The sequence below is a fragment of the Acinetobacter sp. ANC 4779 genome, assembly GCF_004331055.1.
GTDB lineage: Bacteria > Pseudomonadota > Gammaproteobacteria > Pseudomonadales > Moraxellaceae > Acinetobacter.
The window spans coordinates 1-21,711 of the sequence record NZ_SJNU01000003.1 but is presented as its reverse complement, the minus strand read 5'-3'; the positions used below and the strand labels follow the sequence as shown (position 1 = coordinate 21,711).

The following is a 21,711-nucleotide window of genomic DNA, read 5'->3' as shown; positions in this document are numbered from 1 at the left end:
TGTCTTAGTCCTTCTTCAAGTGTTTTTCAAGAATCGCATAGCGTTCGTTTTCAATGCGTTCTACTTCAGCAGCAGGCACATAGTAATCCACTTTCTTAGTGAATGAACTTACGATAAACGAAACGATAGCACCAATGAATCCAACGGCTACTAACCACCAGATATGCCAGATTAAAGCAAAGCCCATTACCGTAAGCAGCATTGCAATAATGAAACCAGCCGCACGGTTGGTTGGCATATGAATGTCTTCATACTTGGTTGGTTTAGCGTATGCGATGCCATTTTCTTTGTCAGTCCAGAAAGTATCAATACCATTGATCTTTGGAAGATGAGCAAAGTTATAAAATGGAGCAGGAGACGAAGTAGACCATTCAAGTACACGACCATCCCATGGATCGCCGGTGTGATCGATATTGTTGTTGCGTTGCAAGAAACCAACAATGATTTGCATTAAGAAACATGCAATACCAAGAGCAACCAGAACAGCACCGAACAATGCAATCGATACATACGGATCCCATTCTGGGTTGTCATATGTATTCAAGCGACGCGTCATACCCATGAAACCGAGGATATAAAGTGGCATGAATGCAAAGTAGAAACCGAAGAACCAGAACCAGAACGCTGCTTTACCCCAAGTCTCATTGAGTTTCCAACCAAACATTTTTGGCCAGTAGAAAATGATACCTGCGAACATTGCAAATACTACACCACCAATAATTACGTTATGGAAGTGAGCAATCAAGAATAACGAGTTATGTACCAGGAAGTCCGCTGGTGGAACTGCCATTAATACACCTGTTAAACCACCGATACCAAAAGTCACAAGGAAACCAAGTGTCCAAAGCATTGGTGTTGTAAAGGTAATGCGACCCTTGTACATGGTGAATAACCAAGAGAAGATTTTCACACCAGTAGGGATGGCAATAATCATGGTCATGATACCGAAGAACGCGTTAACGTTGGCACCAGCACCCATGGTAAAGAAATGGTGAACCCACACAACGAAAGACAATACTGTGATTGCTACAGTTGCATAGACCATTGATTTGTAACCGAACAAAGCTTTGCGCGAGAAAGTTGATACAACTTCTGAGTAAATACCGAATGCAGGTAATACCAAAATATAAACTTCCGGGTGACCCCAAGTCCAAATCAAGTTTACATACAACATTGGGCTACCACCCAAGTCATTTGTAAAGAAGTGGAAACCGAAGTAACGGTCAAGCGACAACATTGCAATTGTAGCAGTTAACACTGGGAACGCTGCAATGATCAATACTGCTGTACATAAAGATGTCCAGGTAAAGATCGGCATATCCATCAGTGTCATGCCAGGTGCGCGCATTTTAATGATGGTAACAAAGAAGTTAACACCTGTTAAAAGCGTACCCAAGCCTGAAATTTGAAGTGCCCAGATATAGTAGTCAACACCTACGCCCGGAGAATATTCAATGCCTGATAGTGGAGGGTAAGCCATCCAACCAGTTGCAGCGAATTCACCCAGTGCAAGAGAAGCCATCATCAGACCCGCAGCACCGGCAAATAACCAGAAACTGAGTGAGTTCAATAACGGGAAGGCAACGTCACGAGCACCAATCTGTAAAGGTACAGAGATGTTCATTAAGCCGACTACAAGACCCATTGCTACGAAGAAGATCATGATTACGCCATGGGCAGTAAAGATCTGATCGTAATGTTCAGGATGTAAATAGCCTTCACCACCACCTCGAGCGAGGAACTGCTGAAGACGCATCATGATTGCATCTGCGAAACCACGAACCAACATGATTACAGATACAAAGATATACATGATACCAATTTTTTTATGGTCTACAGAGGTGAACCATTCAGTCCACAAGTAGTTCCATTTTTTAAAGTAGGTGATCCCTGCAGCGACTGCAAGGCCACCTAGGATCATCATCGCAACAGTCACCAATACAATTGGATCGTGTGGGATTGAATCCGGCCCTAACTTACCTAATAAGCTCATGTCTTATTCCTCTACAGAAGCTGCAGTCGCATGTTCAACATTTGCATGAGCATCAGAAGCAGCGGCTTCGTGACCAGCAGTTGCTGAATGATCAGCACCGTGGTAATTGCTCATGTATCTGTTAATCACTGATTCGAATAATTTAGGCTCTACAGAAGAGTAATAAGTCACTGGATGTGGCTTAGTTGGATAAGGCTTCAATGCTTCAGCAGCAGCCTTCTCTTCAGGAGTTTGAGCATTCACAACCATTACTTCGATTTGGTGCTTAGAACGGTTACCGTCACGTAAAGCAGCAAATTCAGTTTGATCTAAAACAGTTTTTTGAACTGCATTTGGATTTACTGAAGTGCCATTACCTGATTTAACTGCCGCTACCCATTCAGCAAACTGTGCATCTGTCACAGAATGAGCACGGAAGCGCATTTGTGAGAAGCCATAACCTGAATAGTTAGAAGAGAAACCGCGGAAGCCGTCGGCCGGGCTGGTTTCGTCTGCCAAGAAGTTCAAGTGAGTCTGCATACCCGCCATTGCATAAATCTGACCAGACAATGCAGGGATAAAGAACGAATTCATTGTGAAATTAGAAGTTAAACGAAGACTAACCGGAGTTTTCTCTGGAAAGCGAATTTCGTTAACAGTCGCAATGTTTTGTTCTGGGTAGATGAAGATCCATTTGAATTGTTCAGCAATAACTTGAACAGTTAAAGGCGCTTTATCAGATTCTACTGGACGGTATGGGTCATACTTGTGGGAACCCCACCAAGTTAACCACGCTAGAATACCAATAATAATGACAGGTATGCCCCATACTACAATTTCAATTGCAGTTGAGTGTGCCCATGTAGGTTTATAGTCTGCATCTTTATTCGATGCGCGATATTTCCATCCAAACCACAATGCCATAATTGCTGATGGAATAACCACCAAAAGCATTAAATAGATCGCAGTCATCATCAGGTCAGATTGACCTTGAGCAACTGGACCTTTTGAGTTTAGAAGTACCATATCACCGCCACACCCAGTCAAGAGTGTAGCCATCGCAGATAAAGACAATACAGCTAAAATTGTTTGTCTCATTTTACAACCTCGGTGAAGAGTCCCATTCCATAATTTAATATGGGATAGCGATTAAAGTGTCGCATGATTGGAAAGGTTTTATTTTTCACTTAGAAATTCTAAGTATAAAAAAACCTTCCCAATCATGAGACACCGCTACGTTGTGAGGCATTATGCCTCATATTGTTGAACTAAGCTATATGTTAGGAAGCTTTAAATGACTGTTATAAAAACTGATTTTTTTACTCGGAATTAAACTTTTACTATAATAATTTTATTTTAATATCAATATTCTGGGGAGAAACAGGGATATAAAATAATCCCTGTTTGAGGGGGTGATTATTGTTTAACCACTTTAGTTTTGGCTAATTTATCATGCAAAGTTTGACGTTTTTCACTCATGGCAAAGACATGGTCAATGATGGTGATAAACGGCATAAACAACAGATTTAAAATAATAAAAATGAAACTCCGTAAAGTGAAGGCACGCATTAAGCTTACTTTCTCACCACTTTCCACATCTACAATTTTAATTTTGGTCAGTTTCTTACCAATACTTTGCCCAGATTTAGCCAGCATAAAGGCCTGAATTCCGAGCATAATAATGATGTATATAAACATCGCTTGCCATGCTTCTGCTGGAATAAGGGTAAATAATTGCTGTTGTAACTGAACTGCCTGAGTTGACGTTTCGGTGGATTGCATCTTTTGCTGAATTTCTGACAACTGGTTAACTTGTTCGGGTTTCAGGAAAAAAGATGGAATGGCAGCTGCAGGTAACCAGAGCAATAAATCAATAATTTTTGCCAAGATTCGTGTGCTAATTGAAGCCAGTTCATTATTCTGAGCTGCTTTACTTTCAACATGTATTTTGTTAGAGCTGGAATTCTGAACAGGGGTTTGCTCAGGAAAAGGTGTGGGAGCAATATAACCTTCAGGTTGATATACAAGTTTACCTTGGGTTAATTCACCTAAAGCTTTCCATTCGGTCATGCCTTGATGCCAAGCTAGATCTGTAAGAAGAACTTGCTGGCTAGCGAGCATTTGATTGAGCTGCTCTAGCGTATATGGACCAGCTTGTTGATTATTACGCGCCAAGTAAATTTGCATAAATATTAAATCTCAAAACGTAAATTAGGTTTGTATAGCAAACCCTTAAATTATAGATGAAAAAAAAGACCCAAATGTGGGTCTTTTTTTAACATAGTTTTTTAAGCTTGTTGAGCTTTTTCTTCAGCAAGGAAGAACCAAGTGTCTAAAACCGAGTCTGGGTTTAGCGATACTGACTCAATACCTTGTTCCATCAGCCATTGTGCAAGATCTGGATGATCAGAAGGACCCTGACCACAAATACCGACGTATTTGCCTGCTTTACGGCATGCCTGAATTGCCATTGAAAGAAGCGCTTTAACCGCTGGATCACGCTCGTCAAACAGGTGAGAAACAATACCAGAGTCACGGTCAAGACCAAGTGTTAACTGAGTCAAGTCGTTAGAACCGATCGAGAAGCCATCAAAGTGTTCAAGGAATTGGTCAGCCAATAATGCATTGGTTGGCAATTCACACATCATGATCACTTTAAGACCATTTTCACCACGCTTAAGACCATTAAGCGCCAACAATTCCATCACACGTTTCGCTTCAGCAACTGTACGTACGAAAGGAATCATAATTTGAATGTTGGTTAAGCCCATTTCGTCACGTGCTTTCTTCAATGCGCGGCATTCAAGCTCAAAACAGTCACGGAAGTTGTCAGACACGTAACGGCTAGCGCCACGGAAACCAAGCATTGGGTTTTCTTCTTCTGGTTCGTATAACTTACCGCCGATCAAGTTGGCATATTCGTTTGACTTGAAGTCAGACATACGAACAATCACGGGTTTGTCAGCGAATGCTGCAGCAAGCGTTGAAATCCCTTCAACCAATTTTTCGACATAGAATTCGATTGGAGAAGAGTAACCTGCAGTACGCGCCATAACAGCTGCACGAGTTTCGCGTGGAAGACTGTCAATGTTCAATAACGCTTTAGGATGGACGCCAATCATACGGTTGATGATGAATTCTAAACGTGCAAGACCAATACCTTCGTTCGGAATGGTGGCGAAATCGAATGCGCGGTCAGGGTTACCTACGTTCATCATGATTTTGAACGGAAGTTTAGGCATAGATTCAATCGAGTTACGTTGAATTTCGAAATCTAAAGAACCTTCGTAGATAAAGCCTGTATCACCTTCAGCACAAGATACAGTTACTTCCTGACCATCTACAAGTACTTCAGTTGCGTTACCACAACCCACGATTGCAGGAACACCCAGCTCACGCGCAATAATGGCAGCATGACAAGTACGACCACCACGATTTGTTACAATCGCAGCGGCACGTTTCATAACTGGTTCCCAATCCGGGTCAGTCATGTCAGATACAAGAACATCACCGTCTTGCACTTTGTCCATTTCTTTGATTGAAGAAACAATACGTACACGACCAGAACCGATACGTTGACCAATTGAACGACCTTCACAAATCACAGTACCTTTTTGTTTAAGCAGGTAGCGTTCCATTGTGCCGACATTTTCACGGCTTTTTACTGTTTCAGGACGTGCTTGAACGATATAAATTTCACCATCATCGCCATCTTTCGCCCATTCGATGTCCATTGGAGAACCGTAATGGTTTTCAATGATCAATGCCTGTTTGGCAAGTTCTTGGAGTTCGTGATCATTTAACGCGAATTGTTGACGATCTTGTTTTTCAACGTCTACAACCACCACAGATTTACCAGCAGAAGCTTCTTCGCCATAAATCATTTTTTGGTGTTTAGAGCCAAGATTACGACGCAGGATAGAATGTCTGCCAGCGTTTAATAATGGTTTAGAGAGGTAGAATTCATCAGGGTTTACTGCGCCCTGAACGACCATTTCACCCAAACCATAAGATGCAGTAATGAAGACAACATCACGGAAACCAGATTCTGTATCTAGTGTAAACATTACACCGGCAGCGCCTGTTTCAGAACGCACCATGCGTTGAATACCCGCAGAAAGGGCAACAACTTCATGTTTAAAGTTTTGGTGTACGCGGTATGAAATTGCACGGTCATTATATAAAGATGCAAAAACTTCTTTAATCGCGATCAGTACATTGTCGATCCCGCGAATGTTCAAGAAAGTTTCTTGCTGGCCGGCAAAAGAAGCGTCTGGTAAATCTTCTGCAGTCGCAGATGAGCGAACGGCAACCGCGATATCAGGGTTGCCGCTAGATAGTTCAGCGAAAGCGTCGCGAACTTCTTTTTCAAGTCCTGCTGTAAGCGGAGTATCGACAATCCATTGGCGAATTTTAGCGCCAGATACTGCAAGAGCATTTACGTCATCAACGTTTAAAGTTGATAGCTCTGCCTGAATTTTAGCGTTTAGGCCACTTTGCTCGAGAAATTCACGATAAGCAGCCGCAGTCGTTGCGAAACCACCTGGTACTGACACACCAGCATTGGATAAATGGCTGATCATTTCACCTAAAGATGAGTTTTTCCCACCTACAAGTTCAACGTCGTGCTTCCCTAATTTTTCTAGACCAATTACGCGCGCTTCCAAAGTTGTTACTCCACTTTTGCAGTATTAATCACTATCTTGGCATGAAATTATAACAAATCGCGTGGCTTTTTGATTTAACTCGGCGACAGTCATGTAAGATCGGTTTACTATAAAGATTTTACAGTACTTAGACAAATATTTAAGGAGAATTTTAATGTCAGAAGGTAAACAGATTAAGCGCAGTGTATTTTTTATTTCCGATGGTACCGCAATTACTGCTGAAACCCTTGGACATTCACTGTTAGCGCAGTTTCCTCATGTTGATTTTGACATTCATATTATTCCTTATATTAGCTCTGAAGAAGCTGCAATGAATGTGGTTGCGGAAATTAATCAACGCGCAGATCGTGATGGGCAGCAACCCTTGGTGTTTGATACCCTTGTAGACCCGTATGTACGCGATATTATCAACACTGCGAATGCGGTAAATCTTGATGTATTTGAGGGGCTTATTGGTAAATTATCTGAGGTTTTAGGTACCGCTCCTACAACTTTAGTCGGACAAACCCATGCAGTGACCGATTCAGCGTCGTATAAAGCCCGTATTGATGCGGTTCATTTTGCTTTGGACAATGATGATGGGGCACGTACACGCCATTATGATAAAGCTGATTTGATTCTAATCGGCGTGTCACGGTCAGGCAAAACTCCAACCTCAATTTATTTGTCATTACAATTTGGTATTCGTGTGGCGAACTATCCGTTAACCGAAGAAGACCTGGATGACAACCGTTTGCCTGCGGTATTGCGTCCACATAAAAGTAAACTGTTTGGTTTAATGATTGATGCAGAGCGTCTTGTAGCGATTCGTAAGGAACGTAAAGCCAATAGCCGTTATGCGAGTTTCAGTCAATGCCAGATGGAACTTCGTGCAGTTGAAGGGATTTTTATTTCTGAAGGGATTAAATATTTGAATATTTCGGAAATGTCGATTGAAGAAATTTCAACCCGTGTTTTACAAATGACAGGTCTTAAACGTCGTATTGGTTAAATTAATCTTTAACTCTACTCTATATAATCGAAAATTAAGAGGATTGTTATATGTATAAAATATTAAAGCTAAAAACAATTGCTCTTTTTTTCGCTATGCTGAGTCTGGTGAGTAGTTCGACTTTTGCAGAATCGGTTGCTCAATTTGAAAGTAATATCATTAATAAATATTATAAAACCAGTTTGACTGATCGCTATGAAAATGACGGCGTTAACCAAGAAGTGGCGACAAAAGTAGCAAATTTTATTGAGAGAAATTCACAAAGTTTTGAATATCCATTTAAAAATTTACTCGATAAAAACCTACTTTTATTGAATTACAGTCCTGATCGAAAGCTTAAGTTTTATACGTTTAATATTTCTGCTGGTGGCTCAATGCGTGAATTTGAGTCCTATGTGCAGTTTAAACACGGCAACAAAGTCATTACACACGCACTAGATGATGGGGGATTTATTAAAGCCATTCGTCAAACCCAATTAAATAATGTTCCAACTTATCTTATTTCCAGAACATATATTGGCAGTAGTTGTGAGGGGCAATATAGTATTCAAGCGAATCAGATTAATAATAATCAATATAAAAGCGTGAAGATTTTTAAGACCAAAACAAAAGCACTTGATCAGATTAATATCAATTATGACTGTCATTATTATTTAAAAAATATCCAACCTTTTGATATGGATCGCCACTATATTCGTGTATCTCAGGATCTCAAAAACATTGATATTCTATTGATTAAGCCATCAGGTGAATTGACACAAAATTATTTGCGTTATCAAAAGACTAAAAATAATTATCAATATATCGGTACAGTGAAATAAATTGATCAATAAAAAAAGAGGCTGACATGCCTCTTTTTTATCTTTCAACCTTAATAGGTCGTGATAATCACATCTACTAAATGTTCAATACCTTCCATGCTCTGTACGGCTTGTTCTGTAATTTTAACCACCGGCCAGGTAATTAACTTACAGTTTTCACGCTGTAGTGCTGCATAGTAAGTATCTGACTTAAAAAACACTTTATTTTCGCTTGCTGAGTTGGGCATTAACTGACGTTTTAACCAGTTGTCTTTCAGTTGTGATTCGAGATAGCGAATAGCCAATAATGATTTGACCCGATTGTTAAATAAGCGGCGATTTTTAATAATTAAAGGATGTGAAAGCAGCCTGTGAGTGGCTTTTTCAGTGTGTGGCAAAATAAAATGTGGTGCAATTTGAAATATTTTAACCAATTTTGCTTGATTACAGATTTGATCTAAATGCGTCACTGTCATTTGGTTTGCACCGACAATAGCCACATTTAAATTGGAAAAATCACACAGTTTAATATCTTCAGCGGCAACAATTTTTCCTTTAAAGTTCTGGAAAAAATCGGGCGTATTTTGAAAGAAGCCATCCAATGGATTCTTTTTGTTGTTAATCATTTACATATCCTTTCTTATTTTACTTTGTTACGGTCGGTTCTACAGCTCTTTGGTATATCCAAGTTACAACTTTTGGTAAAGATTTTTCTGAAATCTGGTCAGTCATCGCAACTTTATTGCTGACCAGAATATGAATTAGTTTTTGCTCATGATTCAAGCTGCTATGTGACTAGAATGAGATAATTTAATATCAATAAATGCAGTGCTCTCATTTAATTTTTTTTGGTAATCCTGGGATATTTATTCAGGCATAACAATTTACCTTTGCTTAATATTTATGCTTGCATAAAAAAGCAAATAATTACCTGTAATTGATAATTTTTAAGTTTATTTCTAATAGGGATGAGGTCTTAATTTTTTTCTTCATCCTGTTTAATATGTTGAAATTCTGTATTTGTATAATGAGGAACACTTGGTGATTGGATATGTGATCTGAGATAGTCTAAATCGCGAATATTCTTTTGTACCGCCACCGCTCCAAATAAACTCAGTAAAAATGCCATGATATAAAACCCCTTTTCACTTAATGCAAGTGAGGCATTCCATAAACCAATCGCCAGTAATGCAATACAGATAATGATGGATGCCCAGCAAAGTCCAAAATAAATAGCAGTTACCTGAATGCCTTCGAGTTTATCGCGGACAATTTTTTGCAAAGACACTGCGGCAAATAAGCCATATAAAATCAGGATTAAATAATAGCCTTTTTCATTCAGTCACATGGGCGCGTTAAATAAGCCAATGATATATGCTGCTGCACCCGCAATCAGAGCGACCCACCTTGCAGCAATAAATGCAGAAGTAGGTTTTTTAATATATTGATTCATTCTATTTTTCATTTTTTTATTCAATTTTCTTATATAGCTATTGTGCCTAAGCTAAACAAAATCGCAAATGGTGTTAGATCGGTAATAAATAGATAAAATGATCAGCTGAATAGGGATTTGACATAAAAAATAGCACCTATGCAGGTGCTATTTAAGATAATTGAAGGGTATCAGGAATTTTTGATATCCATGAGTAATTCGAAGTTCTGAATGCGTTTATCTGTATCGTAAATATCACAGGTAAAAATAAACTCATTAACGTCATATTTTTCAATCAGTTTTTCTAAACCTGCTTTGACGGTTTCTGCTGAACCTACTTGTCCCATTGCGTAAAAATTATCGACTGACATTTTTTCCGCAGGTGACCAAATTCCTTCCATCGTTTTAACAGGTGCTTTAAGTTTTAAACTTTGCCCACGCATTAAGCCCAATACACGTTGATACGCACTAGTCGCCAGATATTCAGCTTCTTCATCGGTTTGAGCGACGACAGTGGGAACACCCATGGAAACATAAGGCTGAGCTAAATATTCTGAAGGTTCAAAGTTGTCTCTATACAGTTTGATCGCCTGATCGAGCATGCGTGGCGCAAAATGTGAAGCAAAAGAATAGGGAAGTCCTAATTTAGCGGCCAGTTGCGCACTAAATAAACTTGAACCTAAAAGCCAAACTGGAACATGGGTGTTTTGACCGGGTGTTGCAACAATACGTTGATGCGGCACGGGTTCTCTAAAGTATTGCAGAATTTCCATTACATCTTGTGGAAACTGATCTTCTGTTTCCTGACGACCGCGACGTAAAGCACGCATCGTGACCTGATCTGTACCGGGTGCTCGACCGAGACCTAATTCAACGCGATTGGGATAAAGAGTGGCTAAAGTACCAAATTGTTCAGCAACGATCAGTGGGGCATGATTCGGCAGCATGATGCCACCCGAACCGACTTTTAAGCTATGTGTATTGGCTAAGATATAACCCAGTAAAACAGCAGTCGCTGAACTGGCAATACCGTCCATATTATGATGTTCTGCCAACCATAGACGTGTGTAGCCTAATTGTTCGGCTTTTTGTGCCACTTCCAAAGCATGATGCAGTGAAAACTGAATGCTTTTATCATCACGGACGGGTGCAAGTTCAAGTATCGAAAATTGGATATCTTTTAATGAGCGCATTGGTTTTCTCAAATATGGAAGCTAAGAAAAGCATACGATGACTGATCAAGTTTGTATATCGTTTTTTTTCGATATATTGCTGCTATCAGTATGAATTAAGTAATTGCAGCCCTTAAATAAAAAAAGCACCCTAAGGTGCTTTAAATTGAATCTTTAGTATTAACGACGCTTATTCCAACCTAAATGACGACCATTGTCGTGACGGTCGTTGTAACGATAACTGTTGTTACGACGATCATAACGATCATTATAGCGACGCTCATCACGATCATAGCGATCATCATAACGGCGGTCTTCACTTACTTTTTTGCCCAGTAATGCACCACCAGCAGAACCTAGACCAGCACCAATGTAACCACCATTGGTTCCACCCATATTTTTACCTACGGTATAGCCACCCGCACCACCCAAAGCACCGCCAATCACAGCGCCAGTACGGTCACGTTTGTTGGCAGCAACACCAGCACCAGCACCTCCACCAATAGCGGAACCAATCATTGCGCCTGTGGTACCACCCATTTGTTTACCGACTGCGGCACCCACGACACCCCCTAAGGCAGAGGTTAAGGCAGTATTTGTTGCATTGTCTGCATTGGCTGTAGTCATCGTTAAAGCAGATGAAGTTAATACAGCAGCAAGAATGATTGAATTAAATTTCATGGCAAACTCCTTTTTGAAGCTTTTGTTATCTCTTGAGTTAAATGTAATAAAAGATGTAGAAATGAAAATGGATGAGTTGTTCATCATTTGTATTTTTTTTCTGCCAGATTTATCCATAATTAACCCATCGATCCTCATCATTAAAAAGTAAAAAAGCACCCGAAGATGCTTTAAACTTTAACTCTGACGCTTAACGGCGATTGTAGCGACGGTTATTATAGCTATTATAACGGCGGTCTGTACGGTCATCATAGCGACGGTCTTCACTTACTTTTTTACCCAGTACTGAACCACCAGCTGCGCCTAAAGCCGAACCGATATAACCACCATTTGTACCGGCAATACTTTTACCTACAGTGTAGCCACCAACACCACCTAAACCACCACCGATTGCAGCACCGGTACGGTCACGTTTATTCGCTGAAACAGCAGCACCGCCCGCACCACCAAGTGCAGAACCAATCATTGCCCCAGTGTTACCACCCATTTGTTTACCCACTGCAGTACCCACTACGCTACCAAGTGCAGAGGTTAAAGCAACATTGGTTGTATTGCCTGCATAAGTTGCTGTAGTGGCAATAGCAGAAGTTGCAATGACTGTAGCAAATAGAATTGAATTAAATTTCATGGTGAACTCCAGTTGGAATCTGTTGTTATCTCTTAAGTCTAAGATAGTAGAAGGCGTTGCATTGAAGATGGATGACTTGTTCATCGTTTGTGTTTTTTCTGCCAAATTTATCCATAATTAACAAGTAATAATGATGATGCAAAAAAAAGCACCCGAAGGTGCTTTTTAAGTTCAGCCGAATGCTGATGAATTAACGATGGCTGCGACGGTATTTTTTAGAATGTTTTTTGTAAGAACGTTGGTCGGCACGACGGTCTTCTGATACTTTTTTACCCAGAACTGAACCGCCGGCAGCACCTAAAGCTGAACCAACATAACCGCCAGTTGTTCCGCCCATGCTTTTACCTACAGTATAACCACCTACGCCGCCTAGACCACCACCGATGGCAGCACCAGTACGATTACGTCGATCAGCAGAAACCGCAGCACCACCAGCGCCGCCAATTGCAGAACCGATCATTGCGCCAGTATTACCACCCATTTGCTTACCCAGGGCAGTACCCGCCACACTACCTAAAGCAGAAGTTGCAGCAATACGAGTTGAATTGTCGGCATGAGCATTGACTGCCATCATTGATGATGCAGCTAATGTTGCACTTAATAATAATGTATTCAGTTTCATAGTGAACTCCATGTCCCAAAAAGCGGACGTTCTAATTAAGTTATTTCGATGGAGCAAATGTAACAAAAATAATTTAGATAAATATGGAGAGGAGTAAACAGAGTTGTGGCGTTTAGTGGCTACTTTGTAAAGTTATATTAACAATGTGGAGAAATCACCCTGGAATATGTATTTATGACTGAAATGAGAATAAAACCAAAAGTCACTTCAATCCTATTTTTAGAAAATCCTTGTGGATAAGCTGGGTTGTCTCAACAATATCTATGTCATTTAAACCTGAGAATCGTTACACTAGGCACAATTTTTTTGAGCTGCTCTATGTCATATAAGGCATGGAGATAGCCGTTGTATTGAGATATTTTGCAAAATGAAAGAATCGTTACGTTTACGATTAGATCAACTTTCTGACCGTCATGAAGAATTAAACGCATTACTTGCGGATATAGAAGTCATTTCTGACAACAAACGCTTTCGTCAACTTTCGCGTGAATATAGTGACTTAAGCGAAATCACTGAAGTTTGGAAAAAGTACACTCAAGCTGAAAAAGACATTGAGACTGCTGAAACCATGTTGTCCGATCCTGATTTTAAGGAAATGGCGCAGGAAGAAATTCAGGAAAACAAGGCGCTGATTGCATCTCTTGAAGCAGACTTAAATATCCTGATGATCCCGAAAGATCCGAATGATGCCAACTCGGCTTATTTAGAGATTCGTGCCGGAACTGGAGGGGATGAAGCTGCAATCTTCTCGGGTGACTTATATCGCATGTATAGCAAGTATGCCGAAGCTCAAGGCTGGAAATTAGAAATCCTGTCCGAGAATGAAGGCGAGCATGGCGGTTATAAAGAAGTTATTTGTCTGATTAATGGTGAAGGCGTGTATGGTCGCCTGAAATTTGAAAGTGGCGCGCATCGTGTGCAGCGTGTACCTGCAACCGAATCTCAAGGCCGCGTACATACCTCTGCATGTACGGTAGCGATTCTTCCAGAAGTGGATGTCGATACTTCAGTTGAAATCAATTCATCTGAACTGCGTATTGATACTTATCGTGCATCGGGCGCGGGTGGTCAGCACATTAATAAAACTGATTCTGCGGTACGTATTACCCATCTTCCAACTGGAACAGTGGTGGAATGTCAGGATGAACGTTCACAGCATAAAAACAAAGCCAAAGCCATGGCTTTACTGGTTTCACGTCTGGAAAATGCCAAACGTGCCGCTGCCGATGCTGCAACTTCGGAAATGCGCCGTGACTTGGTCGGTTCAGGTGACCGTTCAGAACGTATTCGTACCTACAACTATCCGCAAGGCCGGATGACCGATCACCGTATTAACTTAACCTTGTATAAGTTAGATGCGGTGATGGAAGGTGATTTAACAGAATTGCTCGACAGCTTACATCGTGAATATCAGGCAGATCAGCTGGCAATGCTTGCACAACAGAATGGTGGTTAATTGAATATTGCACAGGCTTTGGCCTTACGTGGTGAAGCAGAAAGTTATGAGCGCCAAGAAAACGCTTGGTTACTCGAACATATCACCAAAATTGATTCTTTTGATTTGGTGATGAAAAAGGATCAGCAACTGACCGCTGAGCAAGAAAATGCTTATATCGATGCCTTAAACCGCATCGAAGATGGTGAACCTTTAGCGTATGTGACTGGTTCACAGCCATTTTGGACGCTTGATTTAAAAGTGACCAAAGATACTTTGGTGCCGCGTCCAGATACTGAAGTTCTGGTGGAATCTGTGTTACATCTAGATTTGCCTGACGATGCACGTGTCGTGGATTTAGGTACGGGAACGGGTGCAATTGCTTTATCCCTTGCCAGTGAGCGTCCTGAATGGGCCATCACAGCGACTGATATTTATGCACCGACTTTAGAAGTTGCGAAATTTAATGCCGACAAGCATGATTTGCCTCAGGTGAAATTTGCTTTAGGTAGCTGGTTTAAAGCGTTGGAAAAAAATCAGTTCTTTGATGTGATTGTATCGAATCCTCCCTATATTGATCCTCAGGATAAACACATTAAAGGTTTGGCGGCAGAGCCTCGACGTGCTTTGGTAGCAGGCAATAATGGTTTGGCTGATATTGAATTTATTATTCAAAACGGTAAAAAGTGGTTAACCGCCAATGGTTGGATCGCACTTGAGCATGGTTATGACCAAGCCGGTGTGGTGTATCAACTGTTTAAAAAATATGGGTATAAAGATATTCAAACCATTAAAGATTACGGTGGCAATAATCGGGTAACGATTGGTTGTTCCAAGTAACTGAAAGTGATCGATTTAAAAATAAAGCGCTGAAAAGCGCTTTATTTTTTGATGACATCGCGCCAGCGTAAACTATCGGTCTTTTTTATAAAATCGCCAATAAAATTTAAGCTTATTCGGAATAGCGGTTAGATTATAGTTATTCCTCAAACATATTGTAATTACATTCATTGTTTAGTTTAAAGCCAAAATTTTGCAGATAAATCCTATTCGTTCGGTTAATAATAGAACTACGTATTGGATGAATAGAGTCAGGGAATAACGCAGCCAGAACTAGAATAATTTGTATTAATATCTCTACATACAGTGAATTTTTTAATAAGATTTTGATTATTTTTTTATATATCAAAAAAATAAATTAATTTAAATGATAGCAAACTGAAAAATATTTTAGAATTAAAAATAAAAAATGAAATTTCATTGTAATTTTTATGTAATTACAAAAAAAGGCAAGGAAAAGGCCGACAGCAAAAAATAGAGCTGGTGATTAATGCAGTTTTCAAGGGGGGGATAAAATATATTATATTTATTTTCATTTAGATAGGTTAGATTTATCTATAGAAAAGCGACTCACTGGAGCCGCTTTTTTTAATTTACTTTAGATTTATACCGGAAAGTCTTGTAAACAATCAGATATGTCTAATTGATTCAGAGTATCGGTTTCGAGTGCCAAGCAAAGCGCCACAATTTTTGCAGTATCTGCAAGATATCGATCATCTTTTAAAGCGACGCCCGTTTGTAAAGCTTGAATACGTTCAGCGCTAATATCCAGTGCTTGTGCTGATTCAATGGCATCTTCACGATTGAAAAAGCTGACCACAGCCTTTTGAAGTGCTGACTCAGAAGCATTTAAAATACCTTGATTCAAAAGCTCATCAAATTGAGAGGTGGGGGTGTTGAGTGAGTGAGTAAAATTTTGTACCAAGTTTTGTTCTAGTACATCAATCATCTTAAGCATGTCAGAACCTTTAATTTAAGGTGATTTCACGGGGAGGAGTACAGCAGGTCAAGCATAAAATTATGCTTTTAAATTGAGTGAAAAATAACCTATTTTGGAATAAAATGCAACTATCTTTCGATGAGCGGAATAGCACTTTTTCAAACGCATGAAATTTTTAATACTATTAATTAATCATTTTTAGAATTTGTAAATATAAGTCGCTTATTGCTCTTTATGTTGACGATAAGTACCGGGACTGACACCCGTCCATTTCTTGAAAGCACGATGAAATGCACTCGGATCATGAAAGTTTAATTCATCGCTAATATCTTGCAGTGTTTTGTCTGTTTTGCTTAAAAATTCAATAGCAGTATCACGCCGTATATCATTTTTGAGTTGTTGATAACTGATACCTTCACTTTTTAAGCGCCGTTGAATGGTGGCATCGGACATATTTAACCGTTGTGCAATTTCATTCAGCTCCAGCCATTCAGATGGTGGAACATTCATCAAGTGTTTACGGATCTGTGAACTGATGGCATTCGGATTTTTAAAGCGTACCAATAGATTCTGTGGCGTTTGCTGAATAAACCGATACCATGATTGTATGTCTTGTTTGATCTGAATATTTAAATAATTGGCATCGAACTGTATATAGTTTTCGTTGCTATTGTATTGAATATCTTCACAAAAACGGACTTTATAGTCTTGATCATCCCATGGAGCATTACATTTAAGTTGAATCTGCTTGAGTAGAATTCTTTGTCCGCTTAACCAACACATCAAACCATGAATCAGCATTAAATAGGTAGCATAACTGAACATTCTTTTGGTCTGCTTTTGCTCATAAATCACGATATAAGCATAGTTTTCCTGAACAAATAATTGGCTGATAAAGTCATCCAGAACCAGATTTAAAAATTGCAAAATTTGTCGTAATGCTGTTTCCAGTGTTTCGGCATGTATAACGGACTTTGATAACAATTTAAAACTGCCACGGCGCATCGGATGGCTGTCCATGCCAAAAAACTCATCATTCATGGTATCCGCTAATTCAGTCCAAAGCTGGGCGTATTGCGACACCGAAACCCGCGCTTTACTGGATTGCATTAATTCAATCGGAATGCCGGATTTGCTTAGGATATTCTGTGTATTCAATCCTTGATTCTCGGCAGACAGTAGTGCCTCATGCACCAGACTGATCGAGATCGTACCTTTACTGCAATTTAAGTCTTGTTCCTTCATGTACAGATATCCGTATTCCGTATTTTTGCTGCCGTGACTTGTATTGTCCAAATCCATCACAGAGGATGCAATATTTGGAAATTGTACTCTAGCTTAACTGCATTTACTCTGCATCTTAAGTCGAGTGTTCATACAAGGAATTAATAGGAATAGAAGATGAAAATTCAAGGAAAAGTATTTGTAGTAACCGGCGGTGCATCGGGTTTAGGTGCAGCAACTGCAACATATTTGGTCGGTCAAGGCGCAAAAGTACTTATGGTCGATATGAATCAGGAACTTGGCCTAGAAATGCAGCATCGTTTAGGTGAGCAATCAGTCTTTGTAAAGCTGGATGTCACAGATGAATATGCAGTAAAAACATTCTTTGAAAATATTGAACAGCAATATGGTCAGCTGAATGGTTTGGTCAATTGTGCCGGAATTGCACCATCTTCCAAAGTACTTGGTCGTGACGGCATGCATGATTTTGCCATGTTCCAAAAAGTATTGAATATTAACGTCAGCGGTACATTCAACATGATTCGTTTTGCTGCAAATTTAATAGCGAAATATGAATTGAAAGCCGGTGAAGAAGAACGCGGTGTGATTGTAAATACAGCTTCAGTTGCCGCATTTGATGGTCAGATTGGTCAGTCTGCCTATGCAGCATCGAAAGGTGCGGTAGTGGCAATGACCTTACCTTTGGCACGTGAGCTTGCTCGTGAAGCAATTCGTGTGATGACCATTGCTCCAGGGATTATGGAAACACCAATGCTAAAAGGCATGCCACAAAATGTACAGGATGCGTTGGGGCAAATGGTGCCGTTTCCGCCCCGTTTAGCCAAACCGGAAGAGTTTGCGCACTTGGTCGGTCATATTTTTGAAAATGCTTATTTGAATGGTGAAGTAATTCGTTTAGATGGCGCGATTCGTATGCAGCCGAGATAAATATCAATGTTTTGAGTAGGAAGACGGAGTCTTGGCGTTATTAAGTAAAGACTGTGTATAACCTTCGGTTGACCTACTTTTCTTACGGGAAAAGTAGGCAAAACCATCTCCATTGGCAAAACCTGTTTAATTAGAATTACAGTCCACTGTCTCGCAGAAATATTATCTTTCAGAAGTATTTCAGGTTGCGAATGGGATTGTCGCGTATCCAATATTGCTTAAATTTTAATAAATATCGAATTTAAAAACCTGACCATGAAAGGCAGACTCAATGATTTTAAATGATGAACAAAAAATGGTTCAGGACATGTTGCGCAATTATTCGCAAAACAAGCTGAAACCGACTGCAGCAGAACGCGATAAAACTTCTAAATTCCCTGCGCAAGAACTGAGAGAACTAGGGGAGTTGGGTGCTTTAGGTATAACCGTGTCAGAACAATGGGGCGGTGCCGGGCTGGATTATGTATCACTTGTTGTGGCCTTAGAGGAAATTGCTGCCGGTGATGGGGCAATTTCTACCATTGTGAGCGTCCAAAATTCGTTACCTTGCGGAATTACCCAACGCTACGGCACAGAAGATCAGAAACAAAAATACTTAACCAAACTTGCGACAGGTCAATGGCTCGGCTGTTTCTGCTTAACTGAACCACAAGCGGGGTCGGATGCAGGTGCACTGGAATGCAAGGCAGAACGTGACGGTGACTCTTGGGTATTAAATGGCACTAAACAGTTTATTACTACTGGTAAGTATGCGCAGGTTGCGATTGTCTTTGCCGTGACGGATAAATCTGCAGGGAAAAAAGGCATTTCCTGTTTCATCGTGCCGACAGAAACTGAAGGTTATATTGTTTCTCGTCTTGAAGAAAAAATGGGACAACACTGTTCAGATACTGCAACCATCATCTTTGAAAATTGCCGAATTCCTGCTGAAAATCTATTGGGCAAGGAAGGTGAAGGTTACAAAATCGCTTTATCTAATCTGGAATCAGGACGGATTGGTATTGCTGCACAATCAGTCGGCATGGCGCGTGCTGCTCTAGATGCTGCGGTGGAATATGCCAATGAGCGTAAAGCATTTGGTGTAGAGATTGTTCAGCATCAAGCTGTGGCATTTCGTTTAGCCGATATGGCCACCCAGATTGAGGCCGCACGGCAACTGATTTTCCATGCTGCAACTTTAAAAGATGCAGGTTTACCGTGTTTAAAAGAAGCTTCAATGGCAAAATTGTTTGCATCAACCATGGCGGAACGCGTCTGTTCTGATGCCATTCAAATCCACGGTGGTTATGGTTATGTGTCTGATTTTCCAGTAGAGCGTATTTATCGGGATGTACGCGTTAGCCAGATTTATGAAGGTGCATCGGACATTCAGCGTTTAGTCATTGCCCGTGAAGTGACTAAAATCTAAATCGCGATCGAATGGTGATTAAGTTTTAGACTTTGGTCGGTGTTCAAATCCTGCACATTTTCTGATGGATAAGGAAATTGCAGGAGCTGAGAAAGTATGTTTATCTAATTTAAGAGTGAAGCTAAAAAATTGAAAATGCTGAATGGTTTTTGGCATTTTAGAGTCAGAAAAATAAGCAAAATGGATCAGCAAAGCAGGAGCTTTGTTCAATAAAATAACGGATGAGAGGTTGTCGCCATGAAGACATTAGAACAAGCATATCAAGAGTTTAATTTTGATAGTTTTCTTGCAGAGCAACTGGTCGGTACAGCTGAGTCAGTCAATGCCTATGTAGAATGTTGCGAGCGTTATCTTGGCTTAAATAAAACGGCCCTAATTTGGGAAGGCAACAATGGTGAGTCTGCCGAATGGACATTTGAACAGCTGGCAGAAGCTTCGGGGAAATTGGTAAATTATTTTATATCGGTAGGCTTAAAAGCAGGCGATTGTGTCGCCGGTTTATTACCCCGAACGCCGGAATTACTGATTACGATTTTAGCGACATGGCGTATGGGTGCAATTTATCAGCCATTGTTTACTGCGTTTGAGTCGAAAGCGATTGAACACAGAATCAATACCGCAAAAACAAAATTGATTGTGACCAATGATGAACAGCGTAAAAAACTGCATGGTGTTGCCATAACGCATATTTTAACAGCACATCCATTAAATACATTAAGTCATCAAGATGCAGATTTTTGGACCGAACTGACCAAGCAATCTTCAGTTTTTGCACCCGTAATGCAAACCTTTGAAGATGATTTCCTGATGATGTTTACTTCCGGTACGACTGGATTGGCTAAATCCGTTCCTGTTCCTTTAAAGGCGGTATTGGCATTTAAAGGGTATATGACTTATGCCGTGGATTTGCTTGAAGAAGATTCTTTTTGGAATCTGGCAGATCCGGGTTGGGCATATGGTTTATATTACGGCATTGCCGGACCTTTAAGTCTTGGGCATAGCATCATTATGGATGAGCGTGCGTTTAGCGTGGATAACGCCGTGCAGATCATTCAAAAATATAAAGTCAGTAACTTGACGGGATCGCCAACCGCATTTCGGATGTTTTTTGGGTTTAAAGAAAAATTTGATTCATCTATTAAACAGCATTTACGGGTGGTGAGTAGTGCCGGTGAACCTTTAACGCCTGAAGTGATTCACTGGTTTAACCATGATTTAAACGTGAATATTTATGATCAATATGGACAGACTGAACTGGGCATGGTAATTGCCAATCATCATGCTTTGGAACATGAAAAGAAAGTCGGTTCAGCAGGTTTTGCCAACCCCGGTCATCGTTTTGCGGTATTGAATCAAAATAATGAAGAAGTGGAAAAAGGTGGAATCGGCACATTGGCCATCGACTTTTCTCAGTCACCTTTAACCTGGTTTAAAGGTTATGGAGGAAATAACCTTAAATCTTTTGTGGGTCAATATTATTTAACCGGCGATACGGTTAAGTTAAATGAATATGGTGGGGTAGATTTTATTGGGCGTGCTGACGATGTCATTACAACATCAGGCTATCGTGTAGGTCCTTTCGATGTTGAAAGCACTTTGCTTGAATGTGAAGAGGTGTTGGAATCGGCGGTGATTGGCAAGCCAGATCCGGCACGTACTGAAGTAGTCAAAGCATTTGTGGTACTCAAACCGAAATTTTCAGCATCAGATGAGTTAAATCGTAAGCTTCAGGAATATGTGCGTTCACGTTTGTCTAAACATGCATATCCGAAGGAGATTGAATTTGTAGCGGGTCTACCTAAAACCTCGAGTGGCAAAATTCAGCGCAATTTACTCAAGCAACAGGAAATTGCCAAAATGCAGGGAATTCAAAAAGCAGTCTAGTTATACTTTGCCTATTTTGATTGAGAGTCTAGAGCTTGTAGAAGTAAAAAACCGCCATTAATGGCGG

At 40.2% G+C, this 21,711-nt stretch carries 18 protein-coding genes and 1 pseudogene; 7 read left to right on the top strand and 12 right to left on the bottom strand.

The features are described 5' to 3' along the window. Positions 1-4 precede the first annotated feature (4 nt). The 4 genes from cyoB to ppsA all read right to left on the bottom strand — a co-directional run bounded on the left by cyoB (position 5) and on the right by ppsA (position 6,639). Complete coding sequence (gene cyoB / locus E0H80_RS04775; RefSeq protein WP_067866918.1) at positions 5-1,993, bottom strand: cytochrome o ubiquinol oxidase subunit I; 1,989 nt, start codon at positions 1,991-1,993, stop codon at positions 5-7. A 3-nt stretch (positions 1,994-1,996) separates the two neighbouring features. After that, positions 1,997-3,070: a ubiquinol oxidase subunit II gene (cyoA, locus tag E0H80_RS04770; protein ID WP_131363649.1), complete on the bottom strand. Its 1,074-nt coding sequence runs from the start codon at positions 3,068-3,070 to the stop codon at positions 1,997-1,999. Positions 3,071-3,388: 318 nt separating this feature from the next. Next, positions 3,389-4,159, bottom strand: coding sequence for an RDD family protein (locus E0H80_RS04765; RefSeq protein ID WP_131363647.1), 771 nt, complete (start codon positions 4,157-4,159; stop codon positions 3,389-3,391). 101 nt (positions 4,160-4,260) lie between these two features. Then, a complete protein-coding gene (gene ppsA / locus E0H80_RS04760; protein ID WP_131363645.1) occupies positions 4,261-6,639 on the bottom strand; it encodes a phosphoenolpyruvate synthase in 2,379 nt (792 codons plus the stop codon). Positions 6,640-6,793: 154 nt separating this feature from the next. Here ppsA and E0H80_RS04755 point away from each other — a divergent pair, with 154 nt between their 5' ends. Both E0H80_RS04755 and E0H80_RS04750 read left to right on the top strand, forming a co-directional pair. Further along, entirely contained in the window at positions 6,794-7,630 is an 837-nt protein-coding gene (locus E0H80_RS04755) for a pyruvate, water dikinase regulatory protein (RefSeq protein ID WP_131363644.1), read from the top strand. A 50-nt stretch (positions 7,631-7,680) separates the two neighbouring features. Beyond that, positions 7,681-8,451, top strand: coding sequence for a hypothetical protein (locus tag E0H80_RS04750; protein WP_131363642.1), 771 nt, complete (start codon positions 7,681-7,683; stop codon positions 8,449-8,451). 50 nt (positions 8,452-8,501) lie between these two features. Here the strand turns inward: E0H80_RS04750 and E0H80_RS04745 are convergent, their stop codons facing one another. The 6 genes and pseudogenes from E0H80_RS04745 to E0H80_RS04720 form a co-directional block, all read right to left on the bottom strand. After that, a complete protein-coding gene (locus E0H80_RS04745; RefSeq protein WP_131363640.1) occupies positions 8,502-9,056 on the bottom strand; it encodes a flavoprotein in 555 nt (184 codons plus the stop codon). A gap of 350 nt (positions 9,057-9,406) precedes the next feature. Then, positions 9,407-9,883 (bottom strand): annotated as a pseudogene (gene yiaA / locus E0H80_RS04740) (inner membrane protein YiaA). A 170-nt stretch (positions 9,884-10,053) separates the two neighbouring features. Then, entirely contained in the window at positions 10,054-11,055 is a 1,002-nt protein-coding gene (locus tag E0H80_RS04735; protein WP_131363637.1) for an LLM class flavin-dependent oxidoreductase, read from the bottom strand. A 159-nt stretch (positions 11,056-11,214) separates the two neighbouring features. Beyond that, positions 11,215-11,715 (bottom strand): hypothetical protein, encoded by a 501-nt coding sequence (locus tag E0H80_RS04730; RefSeq protein WP_131363635.1) that lies wholly within the window; start codon positions 11,713-11,715, stop codon positions 11,215-11,217. 190 nt (positions 11,716-11,905) lie between these two features. Further along, entirely contained in the window at positions 11,906-12,343 is a 438-nt protein-coding gene (locus tag E0H80_RS04725; protein ID WP_131363633.1) for a hypothetical protein, read from the bottom strand. 190 nt (positions 12,344-12,533) lie between these two features. Beyond that, a complete protein-coding gene (locus E0H80_RS04720) occupies positions 12,534-12,965 on the bottom strand; it encodes a hypothetical protein (RefSeq protein ID WP_067866936.1) in 432 nt (143 codons plus the stop codon). Positions 12,966-13,332: 367 nt separating this feature from the next. Between E0H80_RS04720 and prfA the strand changes: the two genes are divergently transcribed. Together prfA and prmC are read left to right on the top strand one after the other, a co-directional pair. Further along, positions 13,333-14,421, top strand: a complete 1,089-nt coding sequence (prfA, locus tag E0H80_RS04715; RefSeq protein WP_131363631.1) for a peptide chain release factor 1 — start codon at positions 13,333-13,335, stop codon at positions 14,419-14,421. Further along, positions 14,422-15,240: a peptide chain release factor N(5)-glutamine methyltransferase gene (gene prmC / locus E0H80_RS04710; protein WP_131363629.1), complete on the top strand. Its 819-nt coding sequence runs from the start codon at positions 14,422-14,424 to the stop codon at positions 15,238-15,240. It begins immediately after the preceding gene. Positions 15,241-15,844: 604 nt separating this feature from the next. Here the strand turns inward: prmC and E0H80_RS04705 are convergent. Together E0H80_RS04705 and E0H80_RS04700 are read right to left on the bottom strand one after the other, a co-directional pair. Beyond that, a complete protein-coding gene (locus E0H80_RS04705; RefSeq protein ID WP_131363627.1) occupies positions 15,845-16,198 on the bottom strand; it encodes a hypothetical protein in 354 nt (117 codons plus the stop codon). 204 nt (positions 16,199-16,402) lie between these two features. Beyond that, positions 16,403-17,425, bottom strand: coding sequence for an AraC family transcriptional regulator (locus tag E0H80_RS04700; RefSeq protein ID WP_213073396.1), 1,023 nt, complete (start codon positions 17,423-17,425; stop codon positions 16,403-16,405). 156 nt (positions 17,426-17,581) lie between these two features. On the opposite strand from E0H80_RS04700, the gene E0H80_RS04695 reads away from it, so the two are divergent. From E0H80_RS04695 to E0H80_RS04685, 3 genes are all read left to right on the top strand, one after another. Continuing rightward, positions 17,582-18,352 carry a 3-hydroxyacyl-CoA dehydrogenase gene (locus E0H80_RS04695; RefSeq protein WP_131363623.1) on the top strand — a complete coding sequence of 257 codons (771 nt, stop codon included), beginning with the start codon at positions 17,582-17,584 and terminating at the stop codon, positions 18,350-18,352. A 271-nt stretch (positions 18,353-18,623) separates the two neighbouring features. Then, the gene (locus E0H80_RS04690) at positions 18,624-19,760 is read left to right on the top strand and encodes an acyl-CoA dehydrogenase family protein (protein WP_131363621.1); all 1,137 of its coding nucleotides are present in this window, start codon (positions 18,624-18,626) and stop codon (positions 19,758-19,760) included. A gap of 237 nt (positions 19,761-19,997) precedes the next feature. After that, entirely contained in the window at positions 19,998-21,644 is a 1,647-nt protein-coding gene (locus E0H80_RS04685; protein WP_131363619.1) for an AMP-binding protein, read from the top strand. The last annotated feature ends 67 nt before the right edge of the window (positions 21,645-21,711 follow it).